This window comes from Streptomyces sp. A01 (assembly GCF_059026195.1).
The window spans coordinates 1-25,636 of the sequence record NZ_JBWLKN010000052.1 but is presented as its reverse complement, the minus strand read 5'-3'; the positions used below and the strand labels follow the sequence as shown (position 1 = coordinate 25,636).

32 protein-coding genes, 1 other RNA gene and 1 pseudogene are annotated in these 25,636 nt (G+C 68.0%); 3 read left to right on the top strand and 31 right to left on the bottom strand.

What is annotated here, in order from left to right; translation table 11 throughout:
* Positions 1 to 44: 44 nt before the first annotated feature.
* The gene (locus AC5P1B_RS34910) at positions 45 to 1,664 is read right to left on the bottom strand and encodes an acyl-CoA mutase large subunit family protein (protein ID WP_493892045.1); all 1,620 of its coding nucleotides are present in this window, start codon (positions 1,662 to 1,664) and stop codon (positions 45 to 47) included.
* Between the two features lie 177 nt (positions 1,665 to 1,841).
* Here AC5P1B_RS34910 and AC5P1B_RS34905 point away from each other — a divergent pair, with 177 nt between their 5' ends.
* Positions 1,842 to 2,747 (top strand): L,D-transpeptidase family protein, encoded by a 906-nt coding sequence (locus AC5P1B_RS34905; protein WP_493892044.1) that lies wholly within the window; start codon positions 1,842 to 1,844, stop codon positions 2,745 to 2,747.
* A 388-nt stretch (positions 2,748 to 3,135) separates the two neighbouring features.
* On the opposite strand, the gene AC5P1B_RS34900 is transcribed toward AC5P1B_RS34905, so the two are convergent.
* The 29 genes and pseudogenes from AC5P1B_RS34900 to AC5P1B_RS34760 form a co-directional block, all read right to left on the bottom strand.
* Positions 3,136 to 4,662: a hypothetical protein gene (locus tag AC5P1B_RS34900; RefSeq protein WP_493892043.1), complete on the bottom strand. Its 1,527-nt coding sequence runs from the start codon at positions 4,660 to 4,662 to the stop codon at positions 3,136 to 3,138.
* A 440-nt stretch (positions 4,663 to 5,102) separates the two neighbouring features.
* Positions 5,103 to 5,741, bottom strand: a pseudogene (locus AC5P1B_RS34895) (RNA polymerase sigma factor); the annotation flags it as partial.
* A gap of 77 nt (positions 5,742 to 5,818) precedes the next feature.
* On the bottom strand, positions 5,819 to 6,817 hold the full coding sequence (locus AC5P1B_RS34890) for a DUF4328 domain-containing protein (protein ID WP_493892042.1): 999 nt from the start codon (positions 6,815 to 6,817) through the stop codon (positions 5,819 to 5,821).
* A gap of 354 nt (positions 6,818 to 7,171) precedes the next feature.
* Positions 7,172 to 8,371, bottom strand: coding sequence for a tyrosine-type recombinase/integrase (locus AC5P1B_RS34885; RefSeq protein WP_493892041.1), 1,200 nt, complete (start codon positions 8,369 to 8,371; stop codon positions 7,172 to 7,174).
* Between the two features lie 141 nt (positions 8,372 to 8,512).
* Positions 8,513 to 8,668, bottom strand: coding sequence for a helix-turn-helix domain-containing protein (locus tag AC5P1B_RS34880; RefSeq protein WP_493892046.1), 156 nt, complete (start codon positions 8,666 to 8,668; stop codon positions 8,513 to 8,515).
* Positions 8,669 to 8,691: 23 nt separating this feature from the next.
* Positions 8,692 to 8,979: a hypothetical protein gene (locus AC5P1B_RS34875; RefSeq protein WP_493892040.1), complete on the bottom strand. Its 288-nt coding sequence runs from the start codon at positions 8,977 to 8,979 to the stop codon at positions 8,692 to 8,694.
* Entirely contained in the window at positions 8,976 to 9,212 is a 237-nt protein-coding gene (locus AC5P1B_RS34870) for a hypothetical protein (protein ID WP_493892039.1), read from the bottom strand. The genes AC5P1B_RS34875 and AC5P1B_RS34870 overlap by 4 nt, the downstream gene beginning before the upstream one ends.
* Positions 9,213 to 9,229: 17 nt before the next feature.
* A complete protein-coding gene (locus AC5P1B_RS34865) occupies positions 9,230 to 9,658 on the bottom strand; it encodes a hypothetical protein (protein ID WP_493892038.1) in 429 nt (142 codons plus the stop codon).
* Positions 9,655 to 10,128: a hypothetical protein gene (locus tag AC5P1B_RS34860; RefSeq protein WP_493892037.1), complete on the bottom strand. Its 474-nt coding sequence runs from the start codon at positions 10,126 to 10,128 to the stop codon at positions 9,655 to 9,657. The genes AC5P1B_RS34865 and AC5P1B_RS34860 overlap by 4 nt, the downstream gene beginning before the upstream one ends.
* A gap of 57 nt (positions 10,129 to 10,185) precedes the next feature.
* Positions 10,186 to 11,070 carry a deoxynucleotide monophosphate kinase family protein gene (locus AC5P1B_RS34855; RefSeq protein ID WP_493892036.1) on the bottom strand — a complete coding sequence of 295 codons (885 nt, stop codon included), beginning with the start codon at positions 11,068 to 11,070 and terminating at the stop codon, positions 10,186 to 10,188.
* A gap of 378 nt (positions 11,071 to 11,448) precedes the next feature.
* Positions 11,449 to 11,748 carry a hypothetical protein gene (locus AC5P1B_RS34850; protein ID WP_493892035.1) on the bottom strand — a complete coding sequence of 100 codons (300 nt, stop codon included), beginning with the start codon at positions 11,746 to 11,748 and terminating at the stop codon, positions 11,449 to 11,451.
* 36 nt (positions 11,749 to 11,784) lie between these two features.
* Positions 11,785 to 12,357 (bottom strand): hypothetical protein, encoded by a 573-nt coding sequence (locus tag AC5P1B_RS34845; RefSeq protein ID WP_493892034.1) that lies wholly within the window; start codon positions 12,355 to 12,357, stop codon positions 11,785 to 11,787.
* 17 nt (positions 12,358 to 12,374) lie between these two features.
* A complete protein-coding gene (locus AC5P1B_RS34840; RefSeq protein ID WP_493892033.1) occupies positions 12,375 to 12,788 on the bottom strand; it encodes a hypothetical protein in 414 nt (137 codons plus the stop codon).
* Between the two features lie 64 nt (positions 12,789 to 12,852).
* The gene (locus AC5P1B_RS34835) at positions 12,853 to 13,179 is read right to left on the bottom strand and encodes a hypothetical protein (RefSeq protein ID WP_493892032.1); all 327 of its coding nucleotides are present in this window, start codon (positions 13,177 to 13,179) and stop codon (positions 12,853 to 12,855) included.
* Positions 13,180 to 13,188: 9 nt separating this feature from the next.
* Entirely contained in the window at positions 13,189 to 13,731 is a 543-nt protein-coding gene (locus AC5P1B_RS34830) for a hypothetical protein (RefSeq protein ID WP_493892031.1), read from the bottom strand.
* Positions 13,732 to 13,917: 186 nt separating this feature from the next.
* Positions 13,918 to 14,196, bottom strand: a complete 279-nt coding sequence (locus AC5P1B_RS34825) for a hypothetical protein (RefSeq protein WP_493892030.1) — start codon at positions 14,194 to 14,196, stop codon at positions 13,918 to 13,920.
* A gap of 17 nt (positions 14,197 to 14,213) precedes the next feature.
* Positions 14,214 to 14,435: a hypothetical protein gene (locus tag AC5P1B_RS34820; protein ID WP_493892029.1), complete on the bottom strand. Its 222-nt coding sequence runs from the start codon at positions 14,433 to 14,435 to the stop codon at positions 14,214 to 14,216.
* Positions 14,432 to 14,788 carry a hypothetical protein gene (locus AC5P1B_RS34815; RefSeq protein ID WP_493892028.1) on the bottom strand — a complete coding sequence of 119 codons (357 nt, stop codon included), beginning with the start codon at positions 14,786 to 14,788 and terminating at the stop codon, positions 14,432 to 14,434. The genes AC5P1B_RS34820 and AC5P1B_RS34815 overlap by 4 nt, the downstream gene beginning before the upstream one ends.
* Positions 14,782 to 15,324 (bottom strand): antirestriction protein ArdA, encoded by a 543-nt coding sequence (locus tag AC5P1B_RS34810; protein ID WP_493892027.1) that lies wholly within the window; start codon positions 15,322 to 15,324, stop codon positions 14,782 to 14,784. The genes AC5P1B_RS34815 and AC5P1B_RS34810 overlap by 7 nt, the downstream gene beginning before the upstream one ends.
* Positions 15,325 to 15,420: 96 nt before the next feature.
* Entirely contained in the window at positions 15,421 to 16,167 is a 747-nt protein-coding gene (locus AC5P1B_RS34805; protein WP_493892026.1) for a DUF2786 domain-containing protein, read from the bottom strand.
* Between the two features lie 19 nt (positions 16,168 to 16,186).
* Positions 16,187 to 16,251: hammerhead ribozyme type II (locus tag AC5P1B_RS34800), an RNA gene on the bottom strand.
* A gap of 5 nt (positions 16,252 to 16,256) precedes the next feature.
* Positions 16,257 to 16,577: a hypothetical protein gene (locus tag AC5P1B_RS34795; RefSeq protein ID WP_493892025.1), complete on the bottom strand. Its 321-nt coding sequence runs from the start codon at positions 16,575 to 16,577 to the stop codon at positions 16,257 to 16,259.
* A gap of 18 nt (positions 16,578 to 16,595) precedes the next feature.
* Positions 16,596 to 17,018, bottom strand: a complete 423-nt coding sequence (locus tag AC5P1B_RS34790) for a hypothetical protein (protein ID WP_493892024.1) — start codon at positions 17,016 to 17,018, stop codon at positions 16,596 to 16,598.
* A 29-nt stretch (positions 17,019 to 17,047) separates the two neighbouring features.
* Positions 17,048 to 17,359: a hypothetical protein gene (locus tag AC5P1B_RS34785; protein WP_493892023.1), complete on the bottom strand. Its 312-nt coding sequence runs from the start codon at positions 17,357 to 17,359 to the stop codon at positions 17,048 to 17,050.
* 76 nt (positions 17,360 to 17,435) lie between these two features.
* The gene (locus AC5P1B_RS34780; protein WP_493892022.1) at positions 17,436 to 18,242 is read right to left on the bottom strand and encodes a hypothetical protein; all 807 of its coding nucleotides are present in this window, start codon (positions 18,240 to 18,242) and stop codon (positions 17,436 to 17,438) included.
* A 45-nt stretch (positions 18,243 to 18,287) separates the two neighbouring features.
* Positions 18,288 to 18,560, bottom strand: a complete 273-nt coding sequence (locus AC5P1B_RS34775; RefSeq protein WP_493892021.1) for a hypothetical protein — start codon at positions 18,558 to 18,560, stop codon at positions 18,288 to 18,290.
* 1,862 nt (positions 18,561 to 20,422) lie between these two features.
* On the bottom strand, positions 20,423 to 20,866 hold the full coding sequence (locus tag AC5P1B_RS34770; RefSeq protein WP_493892020.1) for a hypothetical protein: 444 nt from the start codon (positions 20,864 to 20,866) through the stop codon (positions 20,423 to 20,425).
* Positions 20,867 to 20,945: 79 nt separating this feature from the next.
* Complete coding sequence (locus AC5P1B_RS34765; RefSeq protein WP_493892019.1) at positions 20,946 to 21,755, bottom strand: hypothetical protein; 810 nt, start codon at positions 21,753 to 21,755, stop codon at positions 20,946 to 20,948.
* A 23-nt stretch (positions 21,756 to 21,778) separates the two neighbouring features.
* A complete protein-coding gene (locus AC5P1B_RS34760; RefSeq protein WP_493892018.1) occupies positions 21,779 to 22,720 on the bottom strand; it encodes a hypothetical protein in 942 nt (313 codons plus the stop codon).
* A gap of 709 nt (positions 22,721 to 23,429) precedes the next feature.
* Here AC5P1B_RS34760 and AC5P1B_RS34755 point away from each other — a divergent pair.
* Positions 23,430 to 23,882 (top strand): phage terminase small subunit, encoded by a 453-nt coding sequence (locus tag AC5P1B_RS34755; RefSeq protein ID WP_493892017.1) that lies wholly within the window; start codon positions 23,430 to 23,432, stop codon positions 23,880 to 23,882.
* 51 nt (positions 23,883 to 23,933) lie between these two features.
* Here the strand turns inward: AC5P1B_RS34755 and AC5P1B_RS34750 are convergent, their stop codons facing one another.
* On the bottom strand, positions 23,934 to 24,101 hold the full coding sequence (locus tag AC5P1B_RS34750; protein WP_493892016.1) for a hypothetical protein: 168 nt from the start codon (positions 24,099 to 24,101) through the stop codon (positions 23,934 to 23,936).
* Between the two features lie 181 nt (positions 24,102 to 24,282).
* On the opposite strand from AC5P1B_RS34750, the gene AC5P1B_RS34745 reads away from it, so the two are divergent.
* Positions 24,283 to 25,636: terminase large subunit domain-containing protein (locus AC5P1B_RS34745; protein ID WP_493892015.1), on the top strand; the 1,354-nt coding region annotated here is incomplete at its 3' end.

Genomic DNA, 25,636 nt, shown 5'->3' with positions numbered 1-25,636 from the left:
CCCCCCCCCCCCCCCCCGCCCGGCTCAGGCGAGCCGGTCAGGGATCAGAATGCATCAGCCGGGACGTACGCGCCCCACACTTCGCGCAGTGCGTCACACACCTCGCCGACCGTCGCGCGGGCGCGCAGCGCGTTCTTCATCGGGTAGAGGACGTTGTCCGTCCCGTCCGCCGCCCGCTTCAGCGCCGCCAGCGCCGCGTCCACCGCCGCCTGGTCGCGGTCGGCGCGGAGCCTGGCCAGCCGCGCCGCCTGCCGTGCCTCGATCGCGGGGTCGACCCGCAGCGCCTCGTACGGCTCCTCCCGCGCCAGCTGGAAGCGGTTGACGCCGACGATGATCCGCTCGCCGCCCTCGGTCTCCTGAGCGATGCGGTACGCGTTGCGTTCGATCTCCCCTTTCTGGAAGCCGTGTTCGATGGCGCTGACCGCGCCGCCGAGGTCCTCGACGCGCCGCATCAGCGCGAGGGCCGCCGCCTCCACGTCGTCCGTCATCGACTCCACGACGTAGGAACCGGCGAACGGGTCGACGGTGGCGGTGACGTCCGTCTCGTACGCGAGGACCTGCTGGGTCCGCAGGGCGAGCCGGGCGGACTTGTCGGTGGGCAGGGCCAGGGCCTCGTCGTAGGAGTTGGTGTGCAGCGACTGGGTACCGCCGAGGACGGCGGCGAGCCCCTGGACCGCCACCCGCACCAGGTTCAGCTCGGGCTGCTGCGCGGTGAGCTGCACGCCCGCCGTCTGGGTGTGGAAGCGCAGCATCAGGGACTTGGGCTTCCTGGCGCCGAACTCCTCGCGCATCACCCGGGCCCAGATCCGGCGCGCGGCCCGGAACTTGGCGACCTCTTCGAGGAGGGTGGTGCGGGCGACGAAGAAGAACGACAGGCGCGGGGCGAAGTCGTCCACGTCCAGCCCGGCGGCGACGGCCGTACGGACGTACTCGATGCCGTCGGCGAGCGTGAAGGCGAGCTCCTGCACGGGCGAGGCACCGGCTTCGGCCATGTGGTAGCCGGAGATGGAGATGGTGTTCCACCTGGGCAGCTCGCTCTGGCAGTACGTGAAGATGTCGGCGACCAGCCGCAGCGACGGCTTCGGCGGGAAGATGTACGTGCCGCGCGCGATGTACTCCTTGAGCACATCGTTCTGGATGGTCCCGGTGAGCCGGCGCGAGAACGCGCCCTGCTCCTCGGCGACGAGTTGGTAGAGCAGGAGCAGCAGCGCGGCTGGCGCGTTGATCGTCATCGACGTGGAGACCTTGTCCAGCGGGATGCCGTCGAAAAGGACCCGCATGTCGTCGATGGAGTCGATGGCGACGCCGACCCTGCCGACCTCGCCGTGCGCGAGGGGGACGTCGGAGTCATGGCCCATCTGCGTGGGCAGGTCGAAGGCGATGGACAGGCCCGTCGTGCCGTGCGCGATCAGGTCCTTGTAGCGGGCGTTGGACTCGGTGGCCGTGCCGAACCCGGCGTACTGCCGCATCGTCCACGGGCGGCCGGTGTACATCGACGGGTACACGCCCCGGGTGTACGGGTACGCGCCGGGCTCGCCCAGTTTCTCCGCCGGGTCCCACCCGGCGAGCGCTTCCGGCCCGTACACCGGCTCGATGGGTAATCCGCTCTCACTGGCCCGGCCGCTGCCCGGCTGGCTCGGGCCGCTGCCCGGCTGGCTCACCATGGGTCTCGCCTTCCGCTCGGTTCCCGTCTCCACCGCACCGCGCACGCGTGGCGCCGCACCACTCCCGTGATGACCGCGCGCCGCGCTCGCGCTGCTACTCAGCATGCCGCGAGGTTCGGCGCGCGGCAGCTCCGGGCATACGTGGAGGGGAATCATTCGTGATCCGGGGGGCATCTGATGCGCCAGATATCCACGTCTGTCCTGCGCGCCGCGCTCGCCACCGTGGCGGCCGTGACCGTGACGGCGGCGGCCACGGGATGCAAGCCCGTGACCGTAGAGAGCGACGCGTCGCACAGCGCGGGCGCCACGCAGCGCGACGGCACGGGCCGGGACGATGGTGAGGCGCCCGGGCCCGCGCGGACAGCGCCCAGCGGCAAGGAGCGGAAGGTGCAGGTGCGGCACCCCGCTCCGCCGCGGGGCGCCCAGTCGCCGCGGACAGCGAAGCCCGCGCCGCCACCCGTGCTGGCTCCGGGCGCCCGGAGCGAGACGGTGCGCGAACTCCAGGCCCGGCTGCGCCAGCTCGGCCACTTCCACCGGAACCCGACGGGTTTCTACGGCCCGGTCACCAGCGGCGCCGTCACCGCGTTCCAGCGCGGCCACGGACTCCCGGCTTCCGGGGTTCTCGACGGCGCCACCTGGTCCAGGCTGCGTGGCGCGACGAAGACGCCGGGTCGCGACGCGCTGTATCCGCCGACGACCAACCCGCTGGCCAAGCCGGACCCGCGCTGCATGACCGGGCGGGCGCTGTGCGTCAGCAAGTCCAGCCGGACGCTGGCCTGGATCGTGAACGGCAAGGTGGTCTCGTCGATGGACGTGCGTTTCGGCTCGCAGTACACGCCGACGCGCGAGGGACAGTTCAAGGTGGACTTCAAGAGCCGCGACCACGTCTCGTCCCTCTACGACACGCCGATGCCGTACGCGCTGTTCTTCAGCGGCGGCCAGGCCGTGCACTACTCGTCGGACTTCGCCGCGCGCGGATACAGCGGCGCGTCGCACGGCTGTGTGAACGTCAGGGACCGCGCGAAGATAGCCGCGCTGTTCCAGCAGGTGCGGGCGGGTGACACGGTCGTCGTCTACCGCTAGGGCGGTGGATCTACCGCTAGGGCAGTTGGGTCTACCGCCAAGGCGGTGGGGCTACCGGTAGGGCAGTGGTTCTACTGCTACGGCAGCGGATCTACCGCCAGGGCGGTGGGTCTACCGCTGGAGCAGCGGGGCCGGTCGTCCACCGCCAGGGCGGCGGGAGAGGAAGAAGAGGGGCGCGGGCAGGGCCGGGGGAACGTGCCCCGCCCGCGCCAGTTGCGCGTAGCCGAAGGTACGGGGGGAACCTTGGCTTTCCGCGCGGCCGATGACCAGTCGGCCCGCTTCTTACAGCGTCACCGCTGAAGAAAACGTCACACCTCATGGATTCCGGATGACTTCCAGGGTGCCGCTCGGCTCCAGGATTCCCGGATTCCGCGCGGCGGACAAGTGCCTAGGGGCGGGCGGGCCGCGTCACTGCCGGTGCCGTCGTCGGCTGCCCTGTCGGTTGCACCGAGCCCGTCACGGTCGGGTCGGGCACCGGCTTGTCGGGGTGCGAGGGCAGCGGCGGCGGGTTGCCGCCGCCCCCTGGCTTGCCGTCCCCGGGCCGATCGCTGTCGCCGTGGTCGCCATCCTGGTTGCCACCGCCGCCGCCACCGCCGTGGCTGGGACGGCCGCCAGGGGTCAGCACGCCGTCACAGAACTTGTGCACCGCGTCGGACCCGCCCGCCGCGCGCTCCAGCCTGCGCATCGTCTGCGGGTCGAGGTCGGAGTCCTTGCCACCCTTCCCGGCCACATACTCGCGGCACAGGGCGACGGCCCACTGCTTCTTGTCAGGGTCGGGCGGCAGGGGCGACTCGCCGTCGCGCCCTGGTTCGCCGCCGTGGTCGTTCTCCTCACCGCGACCGCCGGAGCCGCCGGGACCGCCCTGGCTGGGGCCGGTGGCATCGCCGCCGTCCGGGACGCCGGGCCGCGTCGTCGAACCGGTCGGGCCTGAGCCGCTCTCGCGCGGCGGGCGGGAGTCGGACGCTCCGGCGGACGGCGAGGCGCCGTCGTCGGAGATCTTCGGCTCGGGGAGCACGTCATTGGGTGTTTCCGCCGCGGTCACGCTGGAAGCGGGCGCGGGCTTCGCGTCGCCCCTGAACGGGGCCGGGAGCATCCCGGTGCTGGCGGCGACGGCGACACCGCCCAGCGCGCAGCCCACCAGGGCTGCCGCCAGACCCACGCGCAACGGCCGCCGCACCGGCGACGGTCTCCCCGGGGCGCTCGTGGCTCTGCGGTTGCCGCCTGCGTCCAGTCGGCCGACGACCGTGGTGACGGCCGGGCTCGCGGTGCGTCGCCCTCGCGGACCGGGAAGCGTGCCGTGGCCGGGTCCTGGGCCGCTGTTGGTGCCCGCGCCGCGCGGACCTGAGACCTGAAGGCCCGGCTCACCGGGCGGGGTCTTGCCGGGAGACGCGGTACCGAGCGGGTCGTCGCCCGGCGCCGCACCGCTGCGGGGGGCGTCGCTGAGCGGTGCGTCGCTGCGAGCGGCGATGCCGGTGCGGGCGTCGCCGACGGCGGGGTAGCCATGAGAAGAACCGTTCATGCCGGTGCCGCCCAGGCCGATGCCGCTCACGCCGGGATCGCGGGTTCCGGTGTCGTGTACGCCACCACCGCGCGTCCCGGCGCCGATTATCTCGGGGGGCAGCGCGGCGGGGTCCGGGGCGTTCGCCGAACGCGCCGCACGAAAGGCCGCCAGCGCGGCTTCCTCACCCCGCATCGGTCGTTCCGCGTCCGCCTCACGGGCCACCGGCCCGATCGCTTCCTCGGTCAGCGCCGCCAGTGCGGCCGTCAGACGCTCGGCCGCAGCACTCGGCCGACCGTCCGCGATGTCCCCCATGTCCGTTGCGTCAGGCCCGCCCTGGGCATTGACTGAATCGCCGCGCAGCAGCCGCTCCACGGCGTCATCATCCAGCCAGCCGTGCTGGTGCTTGTCGGCCATCACATGTCCCTCTGCGTCCGCGCGCGCGAATCCGTCACACTGGCGGACGCCGCCGCGCCACCGCGCCCCAGGCGCTGCGGCGGAAATCCGTCGCCCGGCACTTCTGCCGCCGGGGCCGCTCCCACCTCGGGGTTTGTACCGTCGGACACCACCTCGGGACCTGCTGCCGACGACATCGCCGGGCCTGTTCCGAACCGTGTCATGTGGCTCGTATCCATCGCCTCCATCGGCGTCGGTCCACCCCCACGGCCAGAAACATCCCCTGTCTCAGGGACACCCCCTGACCCTGACGCCGACCCTGTTCCTGACCCGGCACCGGTATCGGCACCAGCACCGGCATCGGCACGGGCTTCCGGGCAGGGGGCGGAGGCCGATCCGGCGGCGGGTCCCGCACCGGGCATCGGCCCGGCTTCCGGCACGGGCCCGGGGCACGGCCCGGGAGCGGCCGCGGGGTCGGGGAGCGTGCCGTTCTGTCCGAGCGGCTTCCCGTTCACCGTCGCGGGCACCGCGGCGGTCGGCGGCTCGCCGGGCGGTGGGGTCAGCAGGTCGGCGAGCCGCCGCAGACCGCGGTGCGCCGAGGTGCGTACCGCGCCCGGCCGCTTGCCGAGCACTCCGGCCGCGCTCTTCGCGTCGAGGCCGACGACCACCCGCAGCACCACCGCCTCGGCCTGGTCGCGCGGCAGCTGGGCGATGAGCGCGAGGGCGCGTCCGGTGCCCAGCGACTCCAGCGCCTCGCGCGCCGTGTCGGCGTCGGCGGGGCGCTCCGTCAGCTCCGTCTCGTCGCCGCCGATGGCCGGGCGCCGCCCGCGCATCCTGATGTGGTCGAGGGCCCGGTTGCGGGCGATGCGCGCCGCCCAGCCACGGAAACGATCGGCGTCGCCGTCGAACCTGCCCAGGTCGCGGGCTATCTGCAGCCAGGACTCCGACGTGACGTCCTCCGCGTCCGAGTCGCCGACCAAGGTCCGCACATACCCGAGCAGCCGGGGGTGCACGGACCGGTAGACGGTCCGGAACGCGGTCTCGTTCCCGTCCTGTGCCGCGCGCACCGCGGCGGTCAGTTCCCCGTCGTCCCCCTGCACGCCCTCATCCTGCTCCACTTGGAGACTTCGCGGTTCAGCGGCGCCGTACGTGGTCGACGTCCGTCCGCCGGTCGGTTTCAGTATCCGGCGGGACCGGAGCCGTACGGGTACTGCTGCTGGCCAGGCGCCTGCGGCCCGGGGGCCGGTGGCATGCCGGGCCCACCGCCGTACTGGGGTCCACCGTACTGCGGGCCGCCGTAGGGGGCGGCCCCTCCGTACTGCGGGGCACCGGTGCCACCGAACGGCGCCGGACCGCCGCCATCCACCTGCGGCGGCAGCGCGGCGCGCTGCTCCTGCATGCTGGTGATCTGGCGGACGAGCAACAGGCCGAGGATCGCGGCGGCGATGCTCACCACCGACCCGAAGAGGCTCATGCCGAGCGCCGAGTGCGCGTCGTCGATGAGGTCCTGCGCCTCACCGACGCTGGAGTAGTCGCCGTCGTCCAGCTTGTTGTACGCCAGGTCGTACCTGACGCTGGCCACGACGTTGACGACGCTGCTCACGATGAACGTCACCCACCAGCCGTTGAGCAGACCGCGCCGGGCGGCCTGCGGCCCCTGCGGTGAGCTGGCCCGCCAGATGTCGTTGGCGATCTGCTTGGGGAACCAGAGGTTGACGACCGGGGTGAACCACGCGCCCGCCGCCCAGCCCGGGCTGAACCGGTGCTGTCCGGGCGCGAAGGTCTCCGCGTTGCGCCGCAGCCGCAGGAACCAGACCGCCCACAGGACGACGACCGGGACCACGGCGATGAAGTTCAGGACGGACATGGCCGTCGCGAAGTCGTCGGCGTCGTCGGCCTCCTCGAAGGAGACGCTCTTGCCGTCCTTGATGTCGCCGAGCACGCCGTACTGGTCGCCCTGCGCGATCAGCACGAGCACCAGCGAGACGAGCAGCAACGAGAACATCACCGTCAGGGCCGTCGAGAGGCCGCGCCGAAGATCGACCGGCGCCTGCATGCCCATGCCCGGCGCGCCGGGTGCGGGGTAGCTGACCGGCGGGGCGGTTGGCAGTGCCTGCGGCGACTGCTGCTGGTAGGAACCGCAGGCGCCACAGCGCCCGTCCGCCCCTACAGCCACGGCACGACAGTTCCCACACGGATACATTTTTCAGGCCCCCTGGAAACACGGCCGATGATCCAGACCGCGAAGAGATACGCAATAACCGCGCCCAGCGGCGCGGACCTGCACGTTACGGGCATCCGCCGGGCCACGTCCAGACCGGTGCCCGGGGCCCGGTGTGACGCATTCGAGCCGTGCGACGCTGTAGGGGATACGGGCTCGCACGCGGGTCCGTCTCGCACGGCGGTCGGGGCCTCTCCTGTGGGGGGTGGCGGCCCCGACCGTCTTGAGGTTTTTTAGGGCTCTGACCTGCGGCGATGCGCGGCGTCACCCGCCGCGTGACCAACGGCGTGACCAACGGAGCCAGCACCTTCATGCGAGGGCCCCCAAACCAAGGCGCTGAGCCGTCCCGGCCGCCAGCCTGCGGGCCCCTTCGGCTCGGCGCTTGCCGTACTGACCCATGGTGTATCCCGGCGAATGATGCCGGGCGTTCGCAGAGACCTCTACCGGGTTCTCCCCGGCCTCCAGATCGTTCGTGATCTTGCTATGCCGCCAGTCGTGAAGGCGGAATCTCTCGGGGAGGTGAAGCCTCCTCCTGGCGGTGCGCCACCGTGCTGTGACCTGCCCGGGGTCCTGGGGGCCGCCAGGCGTGATTCCGTCCTCCCGGCGCATGTAGCCGTCACGGGCAAACACCAGGCCCTGTTCAACCCAGAGGCCACCAAGCCTCTCCTTCCACATCTGCTGACGCTCCCGCTGCACCTTCAGCACCTCCATCACTGCCGGATCTACGTAGATCACGGCCGCGTCATCTCCGTCCTTGGTGAGCCGTCGCAGCACTGTTTTGCCTCCGACCTCAACGACAACCCACTCCAGCTCAATAGCGCAGTCCTCCCAGCGGACGAGATCCCACATCATCCCTAGCGCCTCGCTGCGGCGAACGCCCGTGGCGATGTACGTCGTCCACAGTGGCGCGTCGCGTGTGCAGAAGTGCAGCGGGCCGCAGCCCCGTCGCTTGCACGGAGCCCAAATATCCCCAAGGAAACGGACGGTGCCCGCGTCATCGAGCGTCACATACTTGCGCTGCTGCGCCTTTATCTGCCGAACCGTGGGCGGGCTGGCTGTAGCCGCTGGATTACTGAGAAGCAGCTTCTTGGTTACTGCGGCCTCGAAGGCGCCCGACAGAATGTTGTGCACGTGCCGGACGCTCTTAGCCCCGAGCGGCTTTCCCTTATTCGACGGGCACGGGGCCGCCTCCAACATCCGATACAAGGCGTCCAAATCGTCATCAGTAATTTCCTTGAGCTTCTTTTTGCCTATGTGGGGCTTGATATGCAGCCGGATCTTCGGCTCGTAACCGGCGATGGTGGTGGCCTCAACTCGGAGATCGGACAGCCACTTGTCCAACCAGTCACCCAACTTGATGTTCGAGTGGCCCGTAACTTTCCCCGCTTCGTAGTCAGTGAGCCACTTTCGAAGCGCCCGCTCAGCCTCCGTCTTGGTCTTGTACTCCCGCCCTATCCAAGGGCGCTCTTTCTTCCCCGTGACCGGATTGACATGCTCGGGCGTGCGCACTCCCCACGTGTTGGGTCTACCCCGTCGTGGAATCTCGACTGGGGAACCACCCAGGCCGTTACCTCTCTTGGCCACGCATGACCCTCCCTTCTTCTCCCCGAGTAACCCTCGGCTCTTCTTGGTTCTCGACCCAGCTAGCCCTCATGGGATCTGCCGATCGAGCCATTCGTTAAGGTCCGTCAGTCGACAGCGAAGGGCGCTCCCGACTTTCTTGAAAGGGATTCCCTGGCTTCGCCAGTTTCCGTAGACCCAGCTCTTCGGCTTCGCCAGGTACCTCGCGACCTCGTCGGGAGACATGAGCTGCTGAGAGGCGTTACTACTCACGCAGCCCCCTCTCGCATGTCGTCGGCGATAAAGGTGTGCACAGCGGCCCACGCGATGGCCGCCGAGGCGAGGGCCCTCTTGCGGTCCTCCTGGAGCCTTCGAATGGCGGCCGGAATCTGTGCAGGGTCGTCGATGCCCAAGAGCTTCGTGATCCGTCCGAGCAGCTCCGCCGGGTCTTCCGCCGGAGGCTGCTGGGCGGAGCGCGAGTACACCCGGCATTCCTGACCCGAGACGCCGAGGACCCAGCCCCAGCCGTTGGCGAGTGCCTTCTCGCTGTACTTCACGCGGCGGCACCGAGGTAGTCGGCGCGGGACTGCGTGGTCAGGTGGAAGAGGCCGTGCTCGCACTCGTAGTAGCGGTTCTCGCGGTGGAGGCCGCGACGGCTCCCCTTCCGGTCTCCGGCGCGGTGGCGCTTCGCTTGCGCGCGGCCGAGCGCCTTGGCGGCCATGTGCTCGTCCTGGTAGGCGCGGCCGTGGCCGCATTCGCAGCTGCTGAACTTGACGGCTTTGATCGTCATCGCTTGATGTCCTTGATCTATTTGAGGAATCGGTCGCACGGGCAGGTGGGTATCTGGCAGGCGCCTCGGGCGGCGCTTGCTGTGGCATGGGTGAAGGGCGCGTGTCCGCACTCGGGGTGTTGGCAGTAGCCCTTCCAGCCCTTCTTGCCGTCGATGTTGGCGAGCATGACGCCGGGGCTGTTGAGCTTGACGAGTCGTCCCGTGCCGCCGATGGCGAGCTTGGAGGCGAAGCTCTTGGCCTCGGCCTCGTTGCCGAACGGTGCCCAGTTCAGCCCGCGGCTTCCGTCGCTCCAGGTGTGGACGAGGGCCACCCAGTCGCGCATCTGGAGGATGCCGGCGACTTCCTTGATCACGGCCCGGGCCATCTGGTCGGCGCTCTCGAAGGAGTCGTCCTCCAAGAGCGCCTTCACCGCGTCGATCTCCTCATGGCGGGGAGTGAGCCTCACTCGCCGCCTTCGGGGTCGACGAGCTCCTTCAGGCGGCGCAGGACCGCGCCGAGCTTGTCCGAGTGCTGCTCGGGGTGGATGTCGTACCGCAGTTCGTCGAAGCGCCGAAGGTTCCCGCTGGGCACGTCGCCGCAGTCGTCTCGGAGTTCGTCGAGCTGTACTCCCTGCCGCTCGTGCAGCTTCTTGATGTCGGTGACGACGCTGCGGAGCTCGGCCATGAGGTCGGGCAGCCGATACGGGCCGGTGATGTCGGCGACCAACAGCGCCGTTTCAGGCGTCGGGTCGACAACCTCCACGGGGAACGTGAACCAGTCGGGGTCCAGCTCCACCGGGAAGCCGATCACCTTCCAGGCTCCGTCGCGTGACTTGGTGCCGGTGTCACCGTCTGCGTCTCGTATCTCCGTCCCGGCTGGCAGTTCGTCCAGGACCACCGGGTTGCCGATCCGGAATGTCGTCGTAGTGCTGGTCACAGGTTCTCCTCCCTCATCACCAGTAACACTATCTCAATGACCATCCCGGCTCAACTCTTACATTGAGCTCACGGTGGAGAGAAGTCGGCAGCCGAGCTGAAGCTCCGTGCCGTCATTGATGACCACCGCGTCGAAGGGCCAGTCGGCGAGTGCGTGCTCGCTCATGTGACCCGCTTCGTCGATGGGCACCTGGCCCGGCCTGTCGATGCGAACCAGTAGCCCACCACGCGCCTTGATCGCTTCGGCCTCGTTGGGGAATCGAACGTCAGTGATGACGGTCGGGCGCTCCCACTCCGCGAAGTCCCTGAAGAGCGTGTTCACCCACACGTCGGGGCCGAGGATGTGCCGACCGGCCTCCGTGCCGCAGCGTTGGAGGAGCGCCCGGACGCCGGAGCACTTCTTCACTGCATCCCAGCCGAACATATCCACCTCGACGGCCAGCGGATACGCCTCCTCCCAGTCTCCCTCCAAAGGGGTGGGCGGGTTCAGCGCGTAGAGGAAGTCCTTCGCCTTGTCCGCGAACGCTTTGCGCTGCCATCCCGCGGCGACAAGGGTCTGCGCGGCGGTGTCCTTGCCCGATCCCGCGGGCCCCGAGAGACCGATCAGGCATGAGGCGGCGAGCGGGTGACTCGTGCCGCCAACGAGCGGTCGGGGCCCGGCCGGGCGGAGGCGCGCAGCCTTGGCAGCCCGGCGGGCCTCAACCGCGCGGCTCTTGAACTCCTCAGCCTCGATCTTCAGGGCAGCGGTCCAGGCGGGCCAGAGCCGGACGGCGGGCACGCGCTCACCTGCGAGGACGCGCTGCACGGAGGACTGAACGGTGCCGATCGCTTCAGCGAGCCGCTGGAGGCCGCCCGACCGGGGCACGTCGACCGGAAAGCCCGCCGCCGCAGCGGCCCCGGTCACCCAGGCCGCGAACTCCGGGTAGTCGGCACGCTTGGTCATTCGTTTCTCCTTGTTGGTTGGATGGTCAGCCTTCGCGGCTGTCGATGAGTCGGTTCAGACCGGGCGCTTGGACGCGGCCTTCGCACACGTCGCAGTCGCAGTTGTGCAGGCAGATGCCACAGGGGCTTTCGTCGCAGTACGGATCGGGGCCGTGCCACTTGTGGGACGGCTCTGGGTCTGGACAGTTCCACGCTTCGCAGGAACGATCTCGGCTCCAGGTGGCGTACACGATGTGCTCGCGCTGGCCCAGGAGTCCGTGAACCAGGGGCATGTCCGGGCACGGGAACGTCGACCGGCGCGCGGAGGTTTCGTCGGTGAAGGCGGCCCGGCAGCGTAGGCACTGGAGGCGCTGCTCGGGCCGCCTCTTGAGATGGTGCTTCACGCGTCGGGGAGGACTTCCACCTCGGCGTTCAGGGGCAGCGACACAGAGTTCCGGTGCGCAGGCATGGCTCCGGCCTCGTCGGAGACGTGCAGGCGCCACTTCTTGACGCGCTTGCCCCAGTCTTGGGTCATCACTTTCTTCGGTGCGGCCAGTAGGCGTCCGGTGCGGGTGGTGGTGTAGCCCCGAGTGTCGTTGCCGGTGACCCTCACGCGCTGGCCGACCTTCACGTCAGCGATCTTTCGGGTCTGGGGACTCGGCTCGGGAGCGGCCGACTTGGGTGAGGAGTTGGCGGTCATGTCATCCCTAGGTAAACTATAACAATGGAGTCGGCGTTAGTCGGAGAGCACCGTATTGCGGGCGTGGGTGTCCAGCGCGGCGCGGGCCTGTGCGACAGCCCACCCGTAGCCGTAGTGGCCCCGGCAGGAGTCCACCTCTTCCCACGTGGACATCGACTCGCCCTGGCCATCGGTGCGTGACCGGTCGACGGCCTCTTCGACGACGTATCCGTACACGTCGCCCTCGGCCCACGCCTGGTATTCGGCCCGCTCGGCGTCGAGGTAGCCCTCGGGGAGCATGCCGAGGTCTTCGGCGTCCTCGCGCAGCAGATACCACAGGGAAACGGGGCCGCGCGCCGGCCGGGACTCGATGACGATGGCGCCGTGGAAGATGCGGGCCCAGCGGGTGAAGATCTCGACGCCCTGCCAGCGGTTCCAGCTCACACGGTCCCAGGCTTCGGCGAGTGGGCCGCCGTCCTTGTCGATGGGGGCGTACTGGCCAAGGTGGGTGTCGATGGTGATCACGTGCGCCAGGTGGTCGGGGTCGAGGCGGGGGTTCTGCGCGTGCTTGTCGGGGACCAGACGCACGCGGAAGCGGCCGTCTTGGGTGGCGGCGATGATGTCGGTCATGTTGCTCTCTTTGCGGGTCAGAGGGTCGGTGCGGGGAAGTGGACGATGCAGCTCGTACGGCGGCACGGGCGGCCGAGGGAGGCGACGAACTCCTTGTGCGCCTCGAACGCCTCGGTCACCCAGTCGTCGCCCTCGACGAACTGAGGGCGCTTCTCGGCCCACAGGGCGCGGACCTCTTCGATGTCGCGAAGCTCGTGGAACTCGCTGGCGCCGTGCTGGCGGAGGAGGTCTATCCAGGAAGCGCGGACGCGTTCGTATCCGCGACGGGAGTGGTCGTAGCCGGTGACGCGGTCGATGTCGTCGATTGCCACGCCGGACGCTATGCAGATGGCTATGCGGGCGTCAGCCATGGACGTGAGCCGGTCCGCCTCGCACGCGGGGCAGTCGAGGGGGCTTCGGGCGTAGTGCATGAGCAGAAGGTTGGCGCGCATGTTCTCTCTTGGATGGTCAGGCGGCGAGCGCGTGCTCGGGCCGGGTCGAGGCGGGTAAGGGACATCAGTCCACGTCCACGGGCTCGACGCTGGTAAGCCACTGCCCCCAGTCCTTGAGGTGATCGGCGACGGTGTATCCCGGATGGTTCCAGGGGTGCCACCCACACCGGCACACGGCGATGGTGGGAGACACGTACACGTAGCCGTGAGGACCCGCGTAGGCGCCGAGGTCGTACGGCTCGTCGTAGGGATCGGGAATCGGGCTGATGGGTGCCGGCCGGTCGTCGCTCGCATCGCGAAATCGGCTCTCGTCGATCTTCGCGTACCAGCTTTCAGCGGCGGTGCTCCCGCCAAGCTGGAAGGGCTCTTTGTGGTTGAGGTAGTAGCTCACGGTTCCTCGTCAGGCCGCGTAGGCTGCTATGCGGGTTTGCAGGTCAGAGATCTGCGCGTCTGTCTTGCGCAGTTCCTCGCAAACCGTTCCCCTGACCGCCTCGGCGTTCCGGAGCTCGCCTTCGAGTTCCAGGCGCTCGCTGATGCGCCGCCACTCGGGGTGGTCGGCTTCGAACCGAATGGCCGCGTCTTCGACCATCTGGCGCAGCCGCTCGCAAGCTGCGGTGGACTCGCCGACCTCCTGGTCGATCTCGTTGGTGAACTCCCAGCGGCGCAGCGGCGTCTCCCAGCTCCATACGGAGCAGTCCGTGCTGCGCAGCCATTTCTCGCGCCGGGTATGGGCCCTCGTGCGCCGGGAGGCGACCCGGTACTTCCGGCCCCGGATCTTCACGAAACCAGGGTCGTCCTTCTCGTCGAGCGAGGAACTGACAGCGAGTCGCGACTCCGGGAGGATGACCGACTCTCCTCCCCAGATTTCGCTCTTGGTGCGGGCCGGGATGATGGTGATGTACAGCTCGCCCTCGGGGAACTCGTACTTGGTGTCGTAGCTCATGGTCGTGTCCTTGGGAGGTCAGGCGGGAAGGGACAGGCCGGCACGCAGTGCGTCGAGGAGTTCGGCGGTCGCGCGCCGGTAGTGCCACAGCGCGTGCTGGGCCTTCTCCCAGTCGCCCCTGGGGAAGTCGGCGATCTCATCAATCCACTTCAGGCAGGCGGCCGCGCGCCGTCGTCGTGTGTGGGGTCAGCGGTCGAGGTAGTCGAGGAGCTCGGAAACGAGCTGTTCCTCGTACGCGCTGAGGGTTCGGTCACCGGCCTCGGCCTTTGGCTCGGCCTTGAACCAGGAGGCGGGCCAGGTGTCGGCGGGGAGCGCGAGGATGAGAGCCTCGGCTGCGTCGGCGAGGTTCAGGCCCGACGTGTGCTCGTCGTCCCAGGACCAGGCCCGGCCGTCCTCGGGCTCTTGGCGCATGGTGTCGACGGCTTCGCTCAGCTCACCGACGAGGTGCTTGATTCGGTCGGTCATGTGGATCTCCGGCGAGCTCAGTAGACGTTGGCGATTTCGAGGACTTCCCTGGACTGGATCTCCTCGTAGTCGGGGATGAGCTCTTGCCAGTGCTCCTCGTTGTCGTTGAGCCAGTCGCGGAGGCCGTCCTCGTCGAAGACATCTCCGTCGTCGTCGAGAAACTCCTCGGGCACGTCGATCTCGATCTCGATATCGCCGTGCGTGACGATCTCGACCGGAAACTTGACGATCTTGTTCATGCCGCGACCGCCTCGTCGTCGTGCATCTCCAGGGAGTCGGCGTCGAATTGGTCCAGGACGAGAAGCTCGGCGTCGTCGGCGGTGGGCGCCTCAACGAACCGCAGGAAGCGGTACAGGGTGTCGTTCGTGTGGGTGTCGCTGCTCTCGTCGAAACGGTGGCCTGCGAAGACTCCGGCGATCAGGAGCGTCTCTGTGCGCTCGTTGTGCAGGGCGGAGACGGTCCACTTCTTCGTCTCGGCTGTGATCACGATTGCTCCCAGATGGATTCGGATGCGGCAAGGTCCGCAGGTCAGGTCTTCGTCGAGCAGCTCGGGCACGTCGCCGCACTCGACGCAGGGCTCCGCGTTCAGCACGCGCAGAAGACGTAGATGCCGCCGGGCGCGTCCTCGGCGTGGAATCCGCCTGTGAACAGCTCGTGCGAGGCGCTCTCCCAGTCGATGTCTCTGAAAGGCCACTCGGTAAGGCGGGCCACCTGCTCCGCATCGGACGTCTCCTCGAACCACTCCTGGGCGAAGTCGGCCTCGCTGTCGTGGAATCCGCGGTAGTCGTCTCTGAACTTCTCGACCCAGTGGGGCCGGTCGGACTGCTCGCCGAACACCTCGACCCAGGCGGAGAAGGGGGCGGTCTCGTCCTCGGACAGGTCGGCCAGGGTCTCAGCAATCTCGGCGGCCTTGTGCGGCGAGCACTCGCCTTCCAGGGCGCCGCAGAAATTCTCGTGGTCCATGACCCACAGCTCCTCGTGGCTGGTGGGACGGCCGTGGAGGTCTTCCGGGGTAACGAGGTGGGCTATGTCGGCGTCGTACCAGTCGCCGACGAGGCGTCCGGCGTTGTAGCAGGACAGGCAGCCGATCCAGACGCTCGGCCGACTGGAGGTGGACAGGGTGAGCACGTTGCTCCTCGCTGGGTAGGTGCCGCCGGGCCGGTGGCGTGGCCCGGCGGCGGGTGGCTTAGTTCTGTGCGGGCGGTGGCCCGAAGGTGGGAGGGGTTACGCGGCGAGGGCTTGGCGCCGACCGGAGCCGAGACGGGTGTTCGTGCCGAGGTCGGCGCGCTCCCCGGCCTCGACGCCCTTACGCCAGCCGGAGCCCGTCAGGCGACGCTTGGGGGCGCTTCGGACCTTTGGGTGCGCGGCCTTGAAGATGGCCCGGACGGTGTCCTCGCGCTTGGCGAGCACCAGCTCAGCCTTACCCCCGAGCTGCCGGTCTGCCTCCTCGACGGCGGCTCGCTCGGCGACGCCGAGTCGCTGGGTGACGACGGAGCGGAAGCCCGCCAGCCAGGTCTTGCGGTAGGCGGTGGTCGACTCACCGGGCAGCGGGCGGCCCTTCTTCATGCCGTTGAACGCCTGGAGCAAAAGGGAGGTATACAGCATCTCGACTCGGTCGAGCACAGACTCGTAGCCGTACATCTTGACCGTCTGCACGTACTTGCCGGTCTGCGGGTCGTAGGTCCGCCACCGGACGGACTGGCCGCCGAGCGCCTCAACTATCGACATCAGCAAGTTCACGCGGTCGAGCAGGTATGAACCCTTCTCGATCAGAACGCGGTTTGTGGGCTTGTCGGTCTCCGGCAGAGATTCCGCGATCATGGCGCGCTCGATGCCGTACTTCGACATCAGCTCGGCGGCCTTGGCGAAGTACGCCTGGGACTCCTCGGGCGACGCGGCCGGGTCCTCCGCCTTGGTCAGGATCGCGCGGACCCGGGCGAGCATCGGGTGATTCTGCTGGTCGCTGTGCATGTGTGCCTCTGTATTTGTGATGCGGCTGGCATCGTCAGGGGGCGGGCACCACCCCGCCCCGACCCCCGAAGGGGGGTTTCGCCAATGACCTACAGCGGCTGCTTGGTGGGCCTACCGGCCAGCACCGTGGCGAAGTTGGCCATGACGACCACGGCCATGTGCTCAAGCTCCAGCCCCCCGTTCGGGACGGGGGCGCCGAGCAGGCGCAGGGTGGTCAGGGAGCGGGAGACCAGGCGTTCCATGTCGTCGGTGTCGACGAGATCGGAGCAGATGTCACAGGCCCGCCATCGGCCGTCGTTGGGGATGGCGGTTACCACGCCGTCGTCGGTCATCAGCGCGACGTGGGCCCGGTCCTGGGGTATGTACAGCCAGCGGGCGCCGGGCAGGCAACAGAAGTCACACTCGAACATTTCGGCTTCCGTCCCTGCTCAGGCCGCGAGGATGAGATCGGACCGGTCGCCCTGGAAATGCAGGTCGTCTTCGTCATCGGCATTGGCGTGGCGGCCCAGCCAAAGGTCTGCGACATGTGCGTGGTCAACGGCCCGGAAGAACTCCGCGAGCTGCTGTGCCTCCGAGCACGTGAGGCGCTCGGCGATGGCGTCGGCCAGCATCCCGTCATCGAAGAGGGTCGCAAGATCGCACGTCGCGGTGCGGTACTGGTCGAGGCGTTCCGCGGCGACCTCGGCCGCTTCGGTGGCCCAGGTTATGTAGAGCGCGGTGGTCCGCCGCTCAGCACGCAGGGCACTCCAGGGATTGAAGGCGCGGCGGAGCCGGGACGGGGCGGCCGACAGGGGGTGAGGCAGAGACTTCCGCTTCGCAACGAGGGAGGTGAGGCGCTTAAAGGCACGCATGGAATTGCTCCTGTGGTGATGGTGGGTGGTTACAGGCAGAGCAGGGGCGGGGTGACCAGGGAGAGTTCTCCCTCAACCTCTTGGATCGAGATGCCGTGCGGCTCCCAGACGCCGCATTCGGGGTCGCCTTCGCACGGGCAGTCGCGGCGGGAGGTCTCGACGAGTGCTTCGGCGCCGAACCGGGCGAAGTTCAAGGCGTCACCCTCGGAGGCGAAGAGGGTCTCCTCACGGTGGTCGTGAGTGACGACGTACCGGCCCTGGTGGTCCGGCTCGATCGTCCAGAGGCCGAGGAGGTCTGCGACCTCGTTCCAAACGCGCACCTCGTAAGGGCGGGTAGGCATATGTCCTCGCATTCGCATGGAGAAGCCACCCCTCCCCGAGAGGGGAATCCAGGGAGGGGTGGCGGTCAGGGGAAGGTCAGGCCGACATGAGGGCGAGCTGTCCGGGGATCTCGTTTCGCATGAAGGCGCGGCCGAGGTCGAGGAAGTGCTCATCCCGAGCGTCGCCGTACGCCTCGCGTACCTCGTCCCAGCAGGCGTGACCGTCCTCGTCGCGGTACTCCAGGTCATGCAGGGCCTCGGAACCGTGCTCGACGATGGACCTGTGGTCGGCCTCGGAGTCGTAGGGGAAGTGCAGCTTCACGTCTTCGAGAGCCTCGCCGAGGTTCTTCTCAAACACCTGGAGGCGTTGCTGGTCGTAGTCGTCCTCGTCGAGGAACGGGTACTCGTGCTTGATGTGCTCGGCCAGGGCGACTGCCTCGCGGAAGGCTGCTGTGTACGTGCGGGTCTGCTGGCAGTCCCCCTCGCACTCGTCGCCACAGCAGAAGTCGAGGTACGGGTCACAGTTGGGCTTGCACTCACCGGTGTGCGTGCCGAGACAGTCCACAGGGCATCCGCCGTCATAGACCTGCACGAAGAGCTGCGCGTAGTCCCGGGCGCTCGTTCCGTGGCCGCACTCGTAGACATGCTCGTCGGAGACCTCGGTGCCTTCGTGTCCCTCATCTGCGGCGTCGCGGATCAGGCTGCGGGCGACCTCGAAGTTGCTCTTGTCTTCGATCCAGCCCGCGCTGTCGTCGTGCCACGTGAACATCTCGACGTGCGTCGGGAGCTCGAAGGGGTTGGCCCTCCCCGTGTACCAGGAAGGCCAAGAACGGTAGTCGTCATCGAGTCGGGCCGCGTACTCGGCCAGCGTCTCGTCGGATGGCGCGTCAAGTCTGTGCTGCATGTACATCCCCACAAGCTAGTTACACTATTACAAACGGATGGACGATCAGGCGCGCAGCGTTAGCGCGAGCTCCAGCCCCGTCGACAGCATCTCGACCGCTTCACGCAGGTCCGCGTTCTCCATCGCTACATCCCGGGCGAGCCCGATCAGCTCGACCTCGGCCTCCCGGCGGGTATCGAGCTCGGTCCTGGTGGCATCCAGCTCACGGGCCAGACGCCACACGCGCTCATTCAGGCTCTGCACCTCGGCCCCCAAGGGCAGACCGGCCAGCGAGTCACCCTCCTTCGCCAGGGACACACCGTGCGCGGTGAGGATCATGTCTCTCCATTCGGGGTCACGGCCGGGCGAGCACCCGGCCAGCAGGCCACCCCGCCACACGGCGGAGCGGCATCGGACCACGACGCAACGCTTCAAGTATTACAAACGCGTCGTGATCGTGGCGCCTCCCAGCGGTTTCGCACCTACGCCCTGTGGCGTCCGGGAGGCCCGGCCTGCAATCAGGCCGGATATTCAGCGTGAGCGATTAGCGGGTAAGGCTCGCTCGTGCCTCGTCTCACCGTCCACCCTCGCGCCGTACCGCGTTCCGTTCGCCTCGCTTCCGAGGTTCCCGGTCCGTTTCCGGCCGTCCGATGGACGGTGAGCCCTGACACACGCCAGTCACATTCCTGCCGACCGATCCTTCCGACCTCCTGTCCACCGAACCGCAGGACATCCTGCGGAACGGCACAGCGAGTTGCGTCAGTTGGATGCGGCGCCCGACTGCTACCGGCTGGATGGGCCGGTACGGGCAGCGTTCCTTACACCTGGGTGGCTGTACCCGAAGGGGTTCTCGATGCCGTCCGATTGCGCTTCCATCAAGCGGCAGGATGCCCTGCCTACGTTCGCGCTCACTTCCGGGCCGTGGTCGCCCTTCCTTCACCCCCGACGCCTGCCTCACGGCGGTATCGGGACGGAGGTCGTGCTGTCCGCGCTGTGGCATGTAAGCCAGCAGGCGGGGAGTTTGAGTGCCTGCCCGGCGGACCGGGCGGCGATGGTTCCGATCCTAGCGGACCTTCACCGGTTGGTTCAACTCTATCAATCGCTACTGCACTTCCCGCCTTACCCACCATCCGGCGGCGCCGCTCGTGCGGCCCGGTCTCAGTGGCTGGTGTGGCGCTGGCTCCGACTCTAGCAAGCCTGGACCCTTGGTGCAACTCTTGCAATCGCTTCGAGTGACCGCCCCCGCTCTGGTCTGCCTGCCTTGCGGCTGGCGTCCCGTTGCGGCGACAGGGAGAAAGCTACCCCACAAGGTTCAACTCTTGCAAACATCAGCTTGAAAGCGCAGGTCAGATGCCGTTTCCTGCCCTGATGCGGGGACTGCCTTGGGGGGTGCGGGGGGTGTGCGTGGTGCAGGCGTACGCGTACGTACGCGACCCCCCGGCGTGAGGGTGGGGGTATGACCCCCGGTATACGTGCGCCCGGACCGCCACGTCTTAGCAGCTCGGATTCTGCCACGGTTCCAAGGTCGGCGAGGCGACCATCCTGGAGGCAAGTAGGCGCTGCGGACACTGAGTTGCGTGAACCTAAGCGATCAAATTACGTCAAGAAATGCGCCGCACTGAGCTATTCGATCGAAGACAGAACCTCAACTGTCAGATCATGGCGGACAAGCTCGCAAATTTGAGAGCAAGTAGGCAGCTTCGGCCTCGTCGCCAGCCAGGTGGCCCTATTGTCATGCTGGCGAAGGCGCCCTGCCGCAGGGCGTGTTCCTCCCCTCACGCCCGGCGCTGTCAACCGGACAGTGCCACAACCGAGGAGGACACGCACCGTGGCACAAGGGCGCCACCGCAAAGAGAAAAGAGGGGTGGCCCGGCTGTGGCCCGCTACCGCCACCTTCCTCGCGTCTCTTGCCGGCCGCTGTCTGGCGGACTGGCTAGTACGCGAAGAAGGGCGGTGAGCACTGACCACAGCCGGACTGGCAATTCCCTGAACGAACCTCGGTGAAGGTTCGCCCTGGGGTCGTCGCGGCCAGGCGACGGCCCCAACGGGGCGACGACAGTGCACACCGGAAGCCGACTAAGCAACGGCCGTCACGCCCACTGTAGCGAGCTGACCCTTATAACTTGACGCCTTACCCAAGCCGGGGTGGGTTTTATGTGTCACGGGCCAAGCGCTTCAAGCCGCCAGCTCGTCGGGCTGGGTCAGTTCTTGAGCAGCTTCAGCGCGGTCGGGCGGGACATCACGCGCCCGGTCTTGTCGGCGACGCGGTTCTTCGACAAGCCCCGCCGGTTCGCGTTGCGCATCGCCTCCGCCAGCTCCTTGCCAGCCTGTTCGGCCACGTGGTCGGCGATGAGCTTGGCCTCGATGGCTACTTCGAGGTCGTGCACCGAGGGCTCGGCCGGTGTGGGGTCATCGACTGCGGCGTAGGCGCCGTTCGTGCCGGTCACCTCCACCGCCAGGACGCGTTCCTCGGCGTGCTCGGCCGGAGGGTCTGTCAGCCAGCGCTTCAGGATCTCGCGACCGAGGTCGTGAGCGGTCCCCGTCCAGTCCGCGGCGATGCCGGTGGCGATCTCCCGGCCGTCGACGACCTGGGGGTCGGGGCCAACGATCGTGTACTCGAAGATGAGAGCTTCGTGTTCCGTCATGCTGCCAGGATGCCAGTCAACGCCTTGACCAGTCAAGCGTTTTACCAGTAAAGGCGTTGACCAGCATCGGAGTGGCGGGTCAAGCTGCCTGGACCTCGCCGAGGTATCGGTAGCCGGACCGCTCCGAGCAGCCGAGGCGCTCTGCGAGTGTCTGCCCAGTGACCTTCTCACCCTCCGCCTTCATGGCGGCGACGGTGTTCTTGGCGACTGCCAGCGGGACGGCCTTCCTGGCAGCGCTCTTCCGCCGGGGCTTCCGCTCTGCCTTCTCGGCTTCTGCCAGGTCGCTGGTCAGCTCGTCCGCGATCTCGTCCGCTTCGGAGGCCAGCTCGTCGGCGGCGGCTGACAGCTCCTCGTACTCGTTGACGACGCCATGGCTCTTGGCGACGAGCTCGCGGCCTGCCAGGTCAAGGACTTCTGCCAGCTCGCCCGCCAGGTAAGTGGCCGTCTCCTCCAGCTCGCGCATCTGCTCGGCGGCTGTGACTTCGGCGGCCGGCATGGCTGCCATGTGGAGCATGTGCGCCACGACGAGCGGTGGCACTGCGGATACAGCTGCCACGAGGATCGCCGAGGTTGCCATGTAGCCGCGATCGATCAGGTGCGCCACGACCTGAGCTGACAGTGCCAGGCCGAGGGCGGCCCCGGCGCCGAAGGTGGCAGTGACACGGCCGGGTGCCTTGGCACGGCGGCGGATGTCGGAGATGACGGCCGCGCAGGCGGCGTAGGCGGAGACGCACACCGGCATGAGCCACGTCGTCCAGCCGTGCCAGCCCGCCAGTTCTGCCATGCGTATCTCGCCCGGGACGGACATGACGAGGGCGGCGACGAGGACGAGGGGCCTGCCTGCGGTGAAGACGACACGCGCGTACCAGGGCATGTGCATCGAAGACATGTTTTGCCTTTCGGTACGGGCGGTCAGGCCGCGACGGCGGCGCGGCAGAGCGCGCGGCCTCGGCGGGCGGTGTCGAGATCGTCGGCCTGGTCCTCCATGGCAGGGGTGCCAGACAGGAAGGCGGCGGCGCGATCGAGCTCTTCGCGGCAGGCGCCACACACGGTGCCTCGGCGGCCGAGCGGGAAGGGGGCGCGGCAGACCTCGCAGCGGTCGCGGGTGTCCGGCGCCGGAGGTGCCTTCGGCTGCGGCTTCGCGGGCATCTGGTTCTTCAGCCGGTAGGAGACCAGGGCGGCGGCGGAGTCGACCCGCTCGGGAAGTCGCGTGGTCAGGGACGCCGCGATCTTCATCGCGCTGTGCCCCTCGGAAAGCCAGGCGGCGGCGAGCGGGGCCAGGCGGAGTACCTCGGCCGTACTGAGCGCCAGGCGCCGGTCGGTGTCACCGAGCCTCGCAAGCACCTGGGCGGCCCGGCCGGTCTCGACGGCGGCAGATGAGGCCTTGCCTTCCTTGTCGCCGGAGGCTTCTTCCTCCTCCCCGGCACCCGGCTCTGCCTGCGTCTCGGGCTCGGGCTCGGGCTCGGGCTCGGGGAGGAGGTTCTTTCCCTGGGTTATTACTCCCTTGGGAGAGTCGCCGACGTTCCGAGCTGCCGGTGAACCGACCGCCGGGATCGTGTGCATCGGAAGATCGGAGACGTGTGCCTGGGTGCCCCAGAGGCCAGTGTGGGGGTCCTGGGAGCGGCACCGGCGAAGGTAACCCGCCTTCTCCAACTGCCGGAACGCCTTGGAGACGGTCTGGCGCCCTTCGTCCACTTCGTCGGTCACGCTCTCGACGGTCGCCTTCACTCCGTCCGGCAGGGACAGGAGCGTGACGAGGAGGCCGCGGGAGACGAGGGACAGATTCTTGTGCCGTGCGGCGGCGTTGGGCACGACCACGAAGGCGCGGTCGTGCCGGTTACGATGCACTCGCATCGAGAGATACCCCTCTCGGTCGACGGCCCCGGGTAGGTGTTCGCGCACCTGTGACCCGGGGCCGTTTGCGTACTGTGCTGCGCAACCTACGACATAGTGTGTCCCGTTCGCAAGACTTGAACCTGGGCTGACCCCGGGGTGCCGATCCGTGACAGGCGTCACGTCATCCGCCTTTCCGGATTCGCTCATTGACTCCGTATATATAAGTAGAAGGCTTTTGAGTGGGAGGCTTTCCGCTTTCCCCGTTGGGCCCCTCCGGGGCCCCAAAGAGGGAAGTTGATAAACCCCTCACCCGCCGTTGCACCAAGTCTCTTTTGGCATGGCCGTTGGAGGCTTATGGCTTGGTCAACATCGGACCGGAGGGATCGCCTTCCGGCGAATTGGCCCCAGATTAGAATTCGCATCCTTCGGCGCGATGGCCATAAATGCACAGCCAGAGATCAGTACGGCGTGCGATGTGCCGAGCCTGCTACGGATGTCGACCACATACAGCCCGGTGACGACCATCGCGAGACCAACTTGGCATCACTCTGCGGGTGGCATCACCGGGTCAAGAGCTCAAGAGAAGGCGCAGTGGCCAAGGCTGCCGCACGCCGACGCAACAACCGCAGGTTCCGCCGCGTGGATACGCATCCCGGCCTACTTTGACCGGGCAGAGCTCCGGGCCTCGGCCCGTTGAGCCGCGCGGGCCCCCGAGGACCCCCTTCCCTTGGGGGCCCCTGACTTAGGGAGGTGCGAGATCCCCGGCCCCGTACCAAGCCGCGAGGCGGATCTCTCGCGCCCTCGATCCCGCAAGGGAAGCGACGCACAGCCTGTGACGCGCGGCGTCGCACGACCCACGAGGATTCCGAACGGCGACCGCTCCTGGCACCCGATCGCGAAGCGCTTGTGGGACTCCCTGAAGGAGAGCGGCCAGGCCGATTTCTACCAGGGGAGTGACTGGGCGCTGGCCTACTCGCTGTGCGAAGACCTCTCCTACTACAAGAAGTCGGGGAAACGGTCGGGGCAGATGCTCCAGACCATCTACAGCGCATTCGAGCGGCTGCTCGTCGCCGAGGGCGACCGGCGCCGTGCGCGCATCGAACTCCATGAGCCCGAGCCCGAGGAGCAGTCCGCGGCCGTCATTGCCATCGCCGACTACAAGAAGGATCTCGGACTCTGAGTCGTGCGACCGCGCCAGACGCTAAGGGGTCACGCCTGGCGCGGCCAGTGATCACCTGCGGCCGTTCCGCTTCACTTCCTCGCGCACCGCGCGAACTGAGCGAATCGCCGTGATCACCTTCTGGGCGAGCGCCGGGACTTGGTCGAATAGATGTCCCACAACCGTGAAACCTCCCACGACCGCCACCGTGGCGACAGTCACCCAACCCGCGAGTTCCATGCAGCTCCTTCCGAGAGAGATCGGCCAAGGCACCGGGGGTGCCCCCGGGCCCCCTCTGCCACGGAGGCGCCGCTGCGGTGCTTATCGGCACTGATCTCTGCTGGTGAACTACACGACTTTTGGGCCGGGTTGAGCATACCTGGCCCGTCCGGTTCTGTCCTTGGAGCCGGGGAGGTGAGACGTGTTTGCGCTCTCACCTGAAGAGATTGAAGCCCTCGAACCGACCTTCCTCGGCCCTACGTGGATGCGCGAGTCGGACGGCTCCTGGAAACTCCCGACGCACACGCTCGGCTGGCAGATCGCCGGTTGGTGCGCCGAGTTCCTGAAAGCCGAGGACGGCGGGCCCTGGCGCTTTACGCGCGAGCAGTTGAGGTTCCTCTTGTGGTGGTACGCGGTCGACGACACCGGCCGCTTCACGTACAGGAAGGGCGTGCTCCAGAGGCTCAAAGGCTGGGGGAAAGACCCGCTTTTGGCCGTGATTTCGCTCGTCGAGTTCGTCGGCCCGAGCCGCTTCTCGCACTGGGGCCCGGACGGGCAGCCAGCCGGCGTCGCGCACCCCCAGGCGTGGGTGCAGATTGCGGCCGTCAGCCGCGACCAGACCCGCAACACCATGACCCTGATGCCGAGCCTTATGAGCGACAAGCTCATCGAGACGTACGGCATCAAGGCCGGGGCCGAGCTGATCCGCGCGAACGGTGGCAGGCAGAGGCTCGAAGCGGTCACCAGCTCCTTCCGCGCGCTGGAAGGTGGCCGAGTCACGTTCACGGTGCTCAACGAGACGCACCACTGGGTCTCTGGCAACAACGGCGACCGCATGTACGAGACGATCGACGGTAACGCCACCAAGAAGGACAGTCGGTACCTCGCGATCACGAACGCCTACCTCCCCGGCGAAGACAGCGTGGCCGAGCGGATGCGCGAGGCGTACGAGAAGATACTCGAAGGCCGGGCGGCCGACATCGGCTTCGTGTACGACTCGATCGAAGCCCACCCCGCAACCCCCCTGACGCCAGAGGCGATTCGCATCGTCCTGCCGAAGATCCGCGGTGACGCGGTCTGGCTGAGGGTCGAGACCATCCTCCAGTCCATCCTGGACACGACGATCGCGCCCAGCCGATCGCGGCGCATGTGGCTGAACCAGATCGTCGCCGAGGAAGACGCGGTGTACGGCCCGGCCGAGTGGGATGTCCTGCGGGACGACTCGAAGGTCCTCCAGCCCGGCGACGAGATCACGATTGGCTTCGACGGCGGCAAGACCGACGACGCAACTTGCCTGGTGGCTCTACGCGTGAGCGACATGTTCGCCGTGCCGCTCGGCGTGTGGGAACGACCGGACGGACCGCGCGGCGAAGGGTGGGAGGTACCCCGCGCCGAGGTCGACAGCGCCGTGCATGAAGCCTTCGCCACCTTTGATGTGAAAGCGATGTACGCGGACGTGGCGCTATGGGAGTCGTATATTGTGACCGTTCGCGATAGTTGGCGGATGTCCGCGATAGTTGGCGAGCCGACATCAGAGAGCGATCAACTTACGCAGA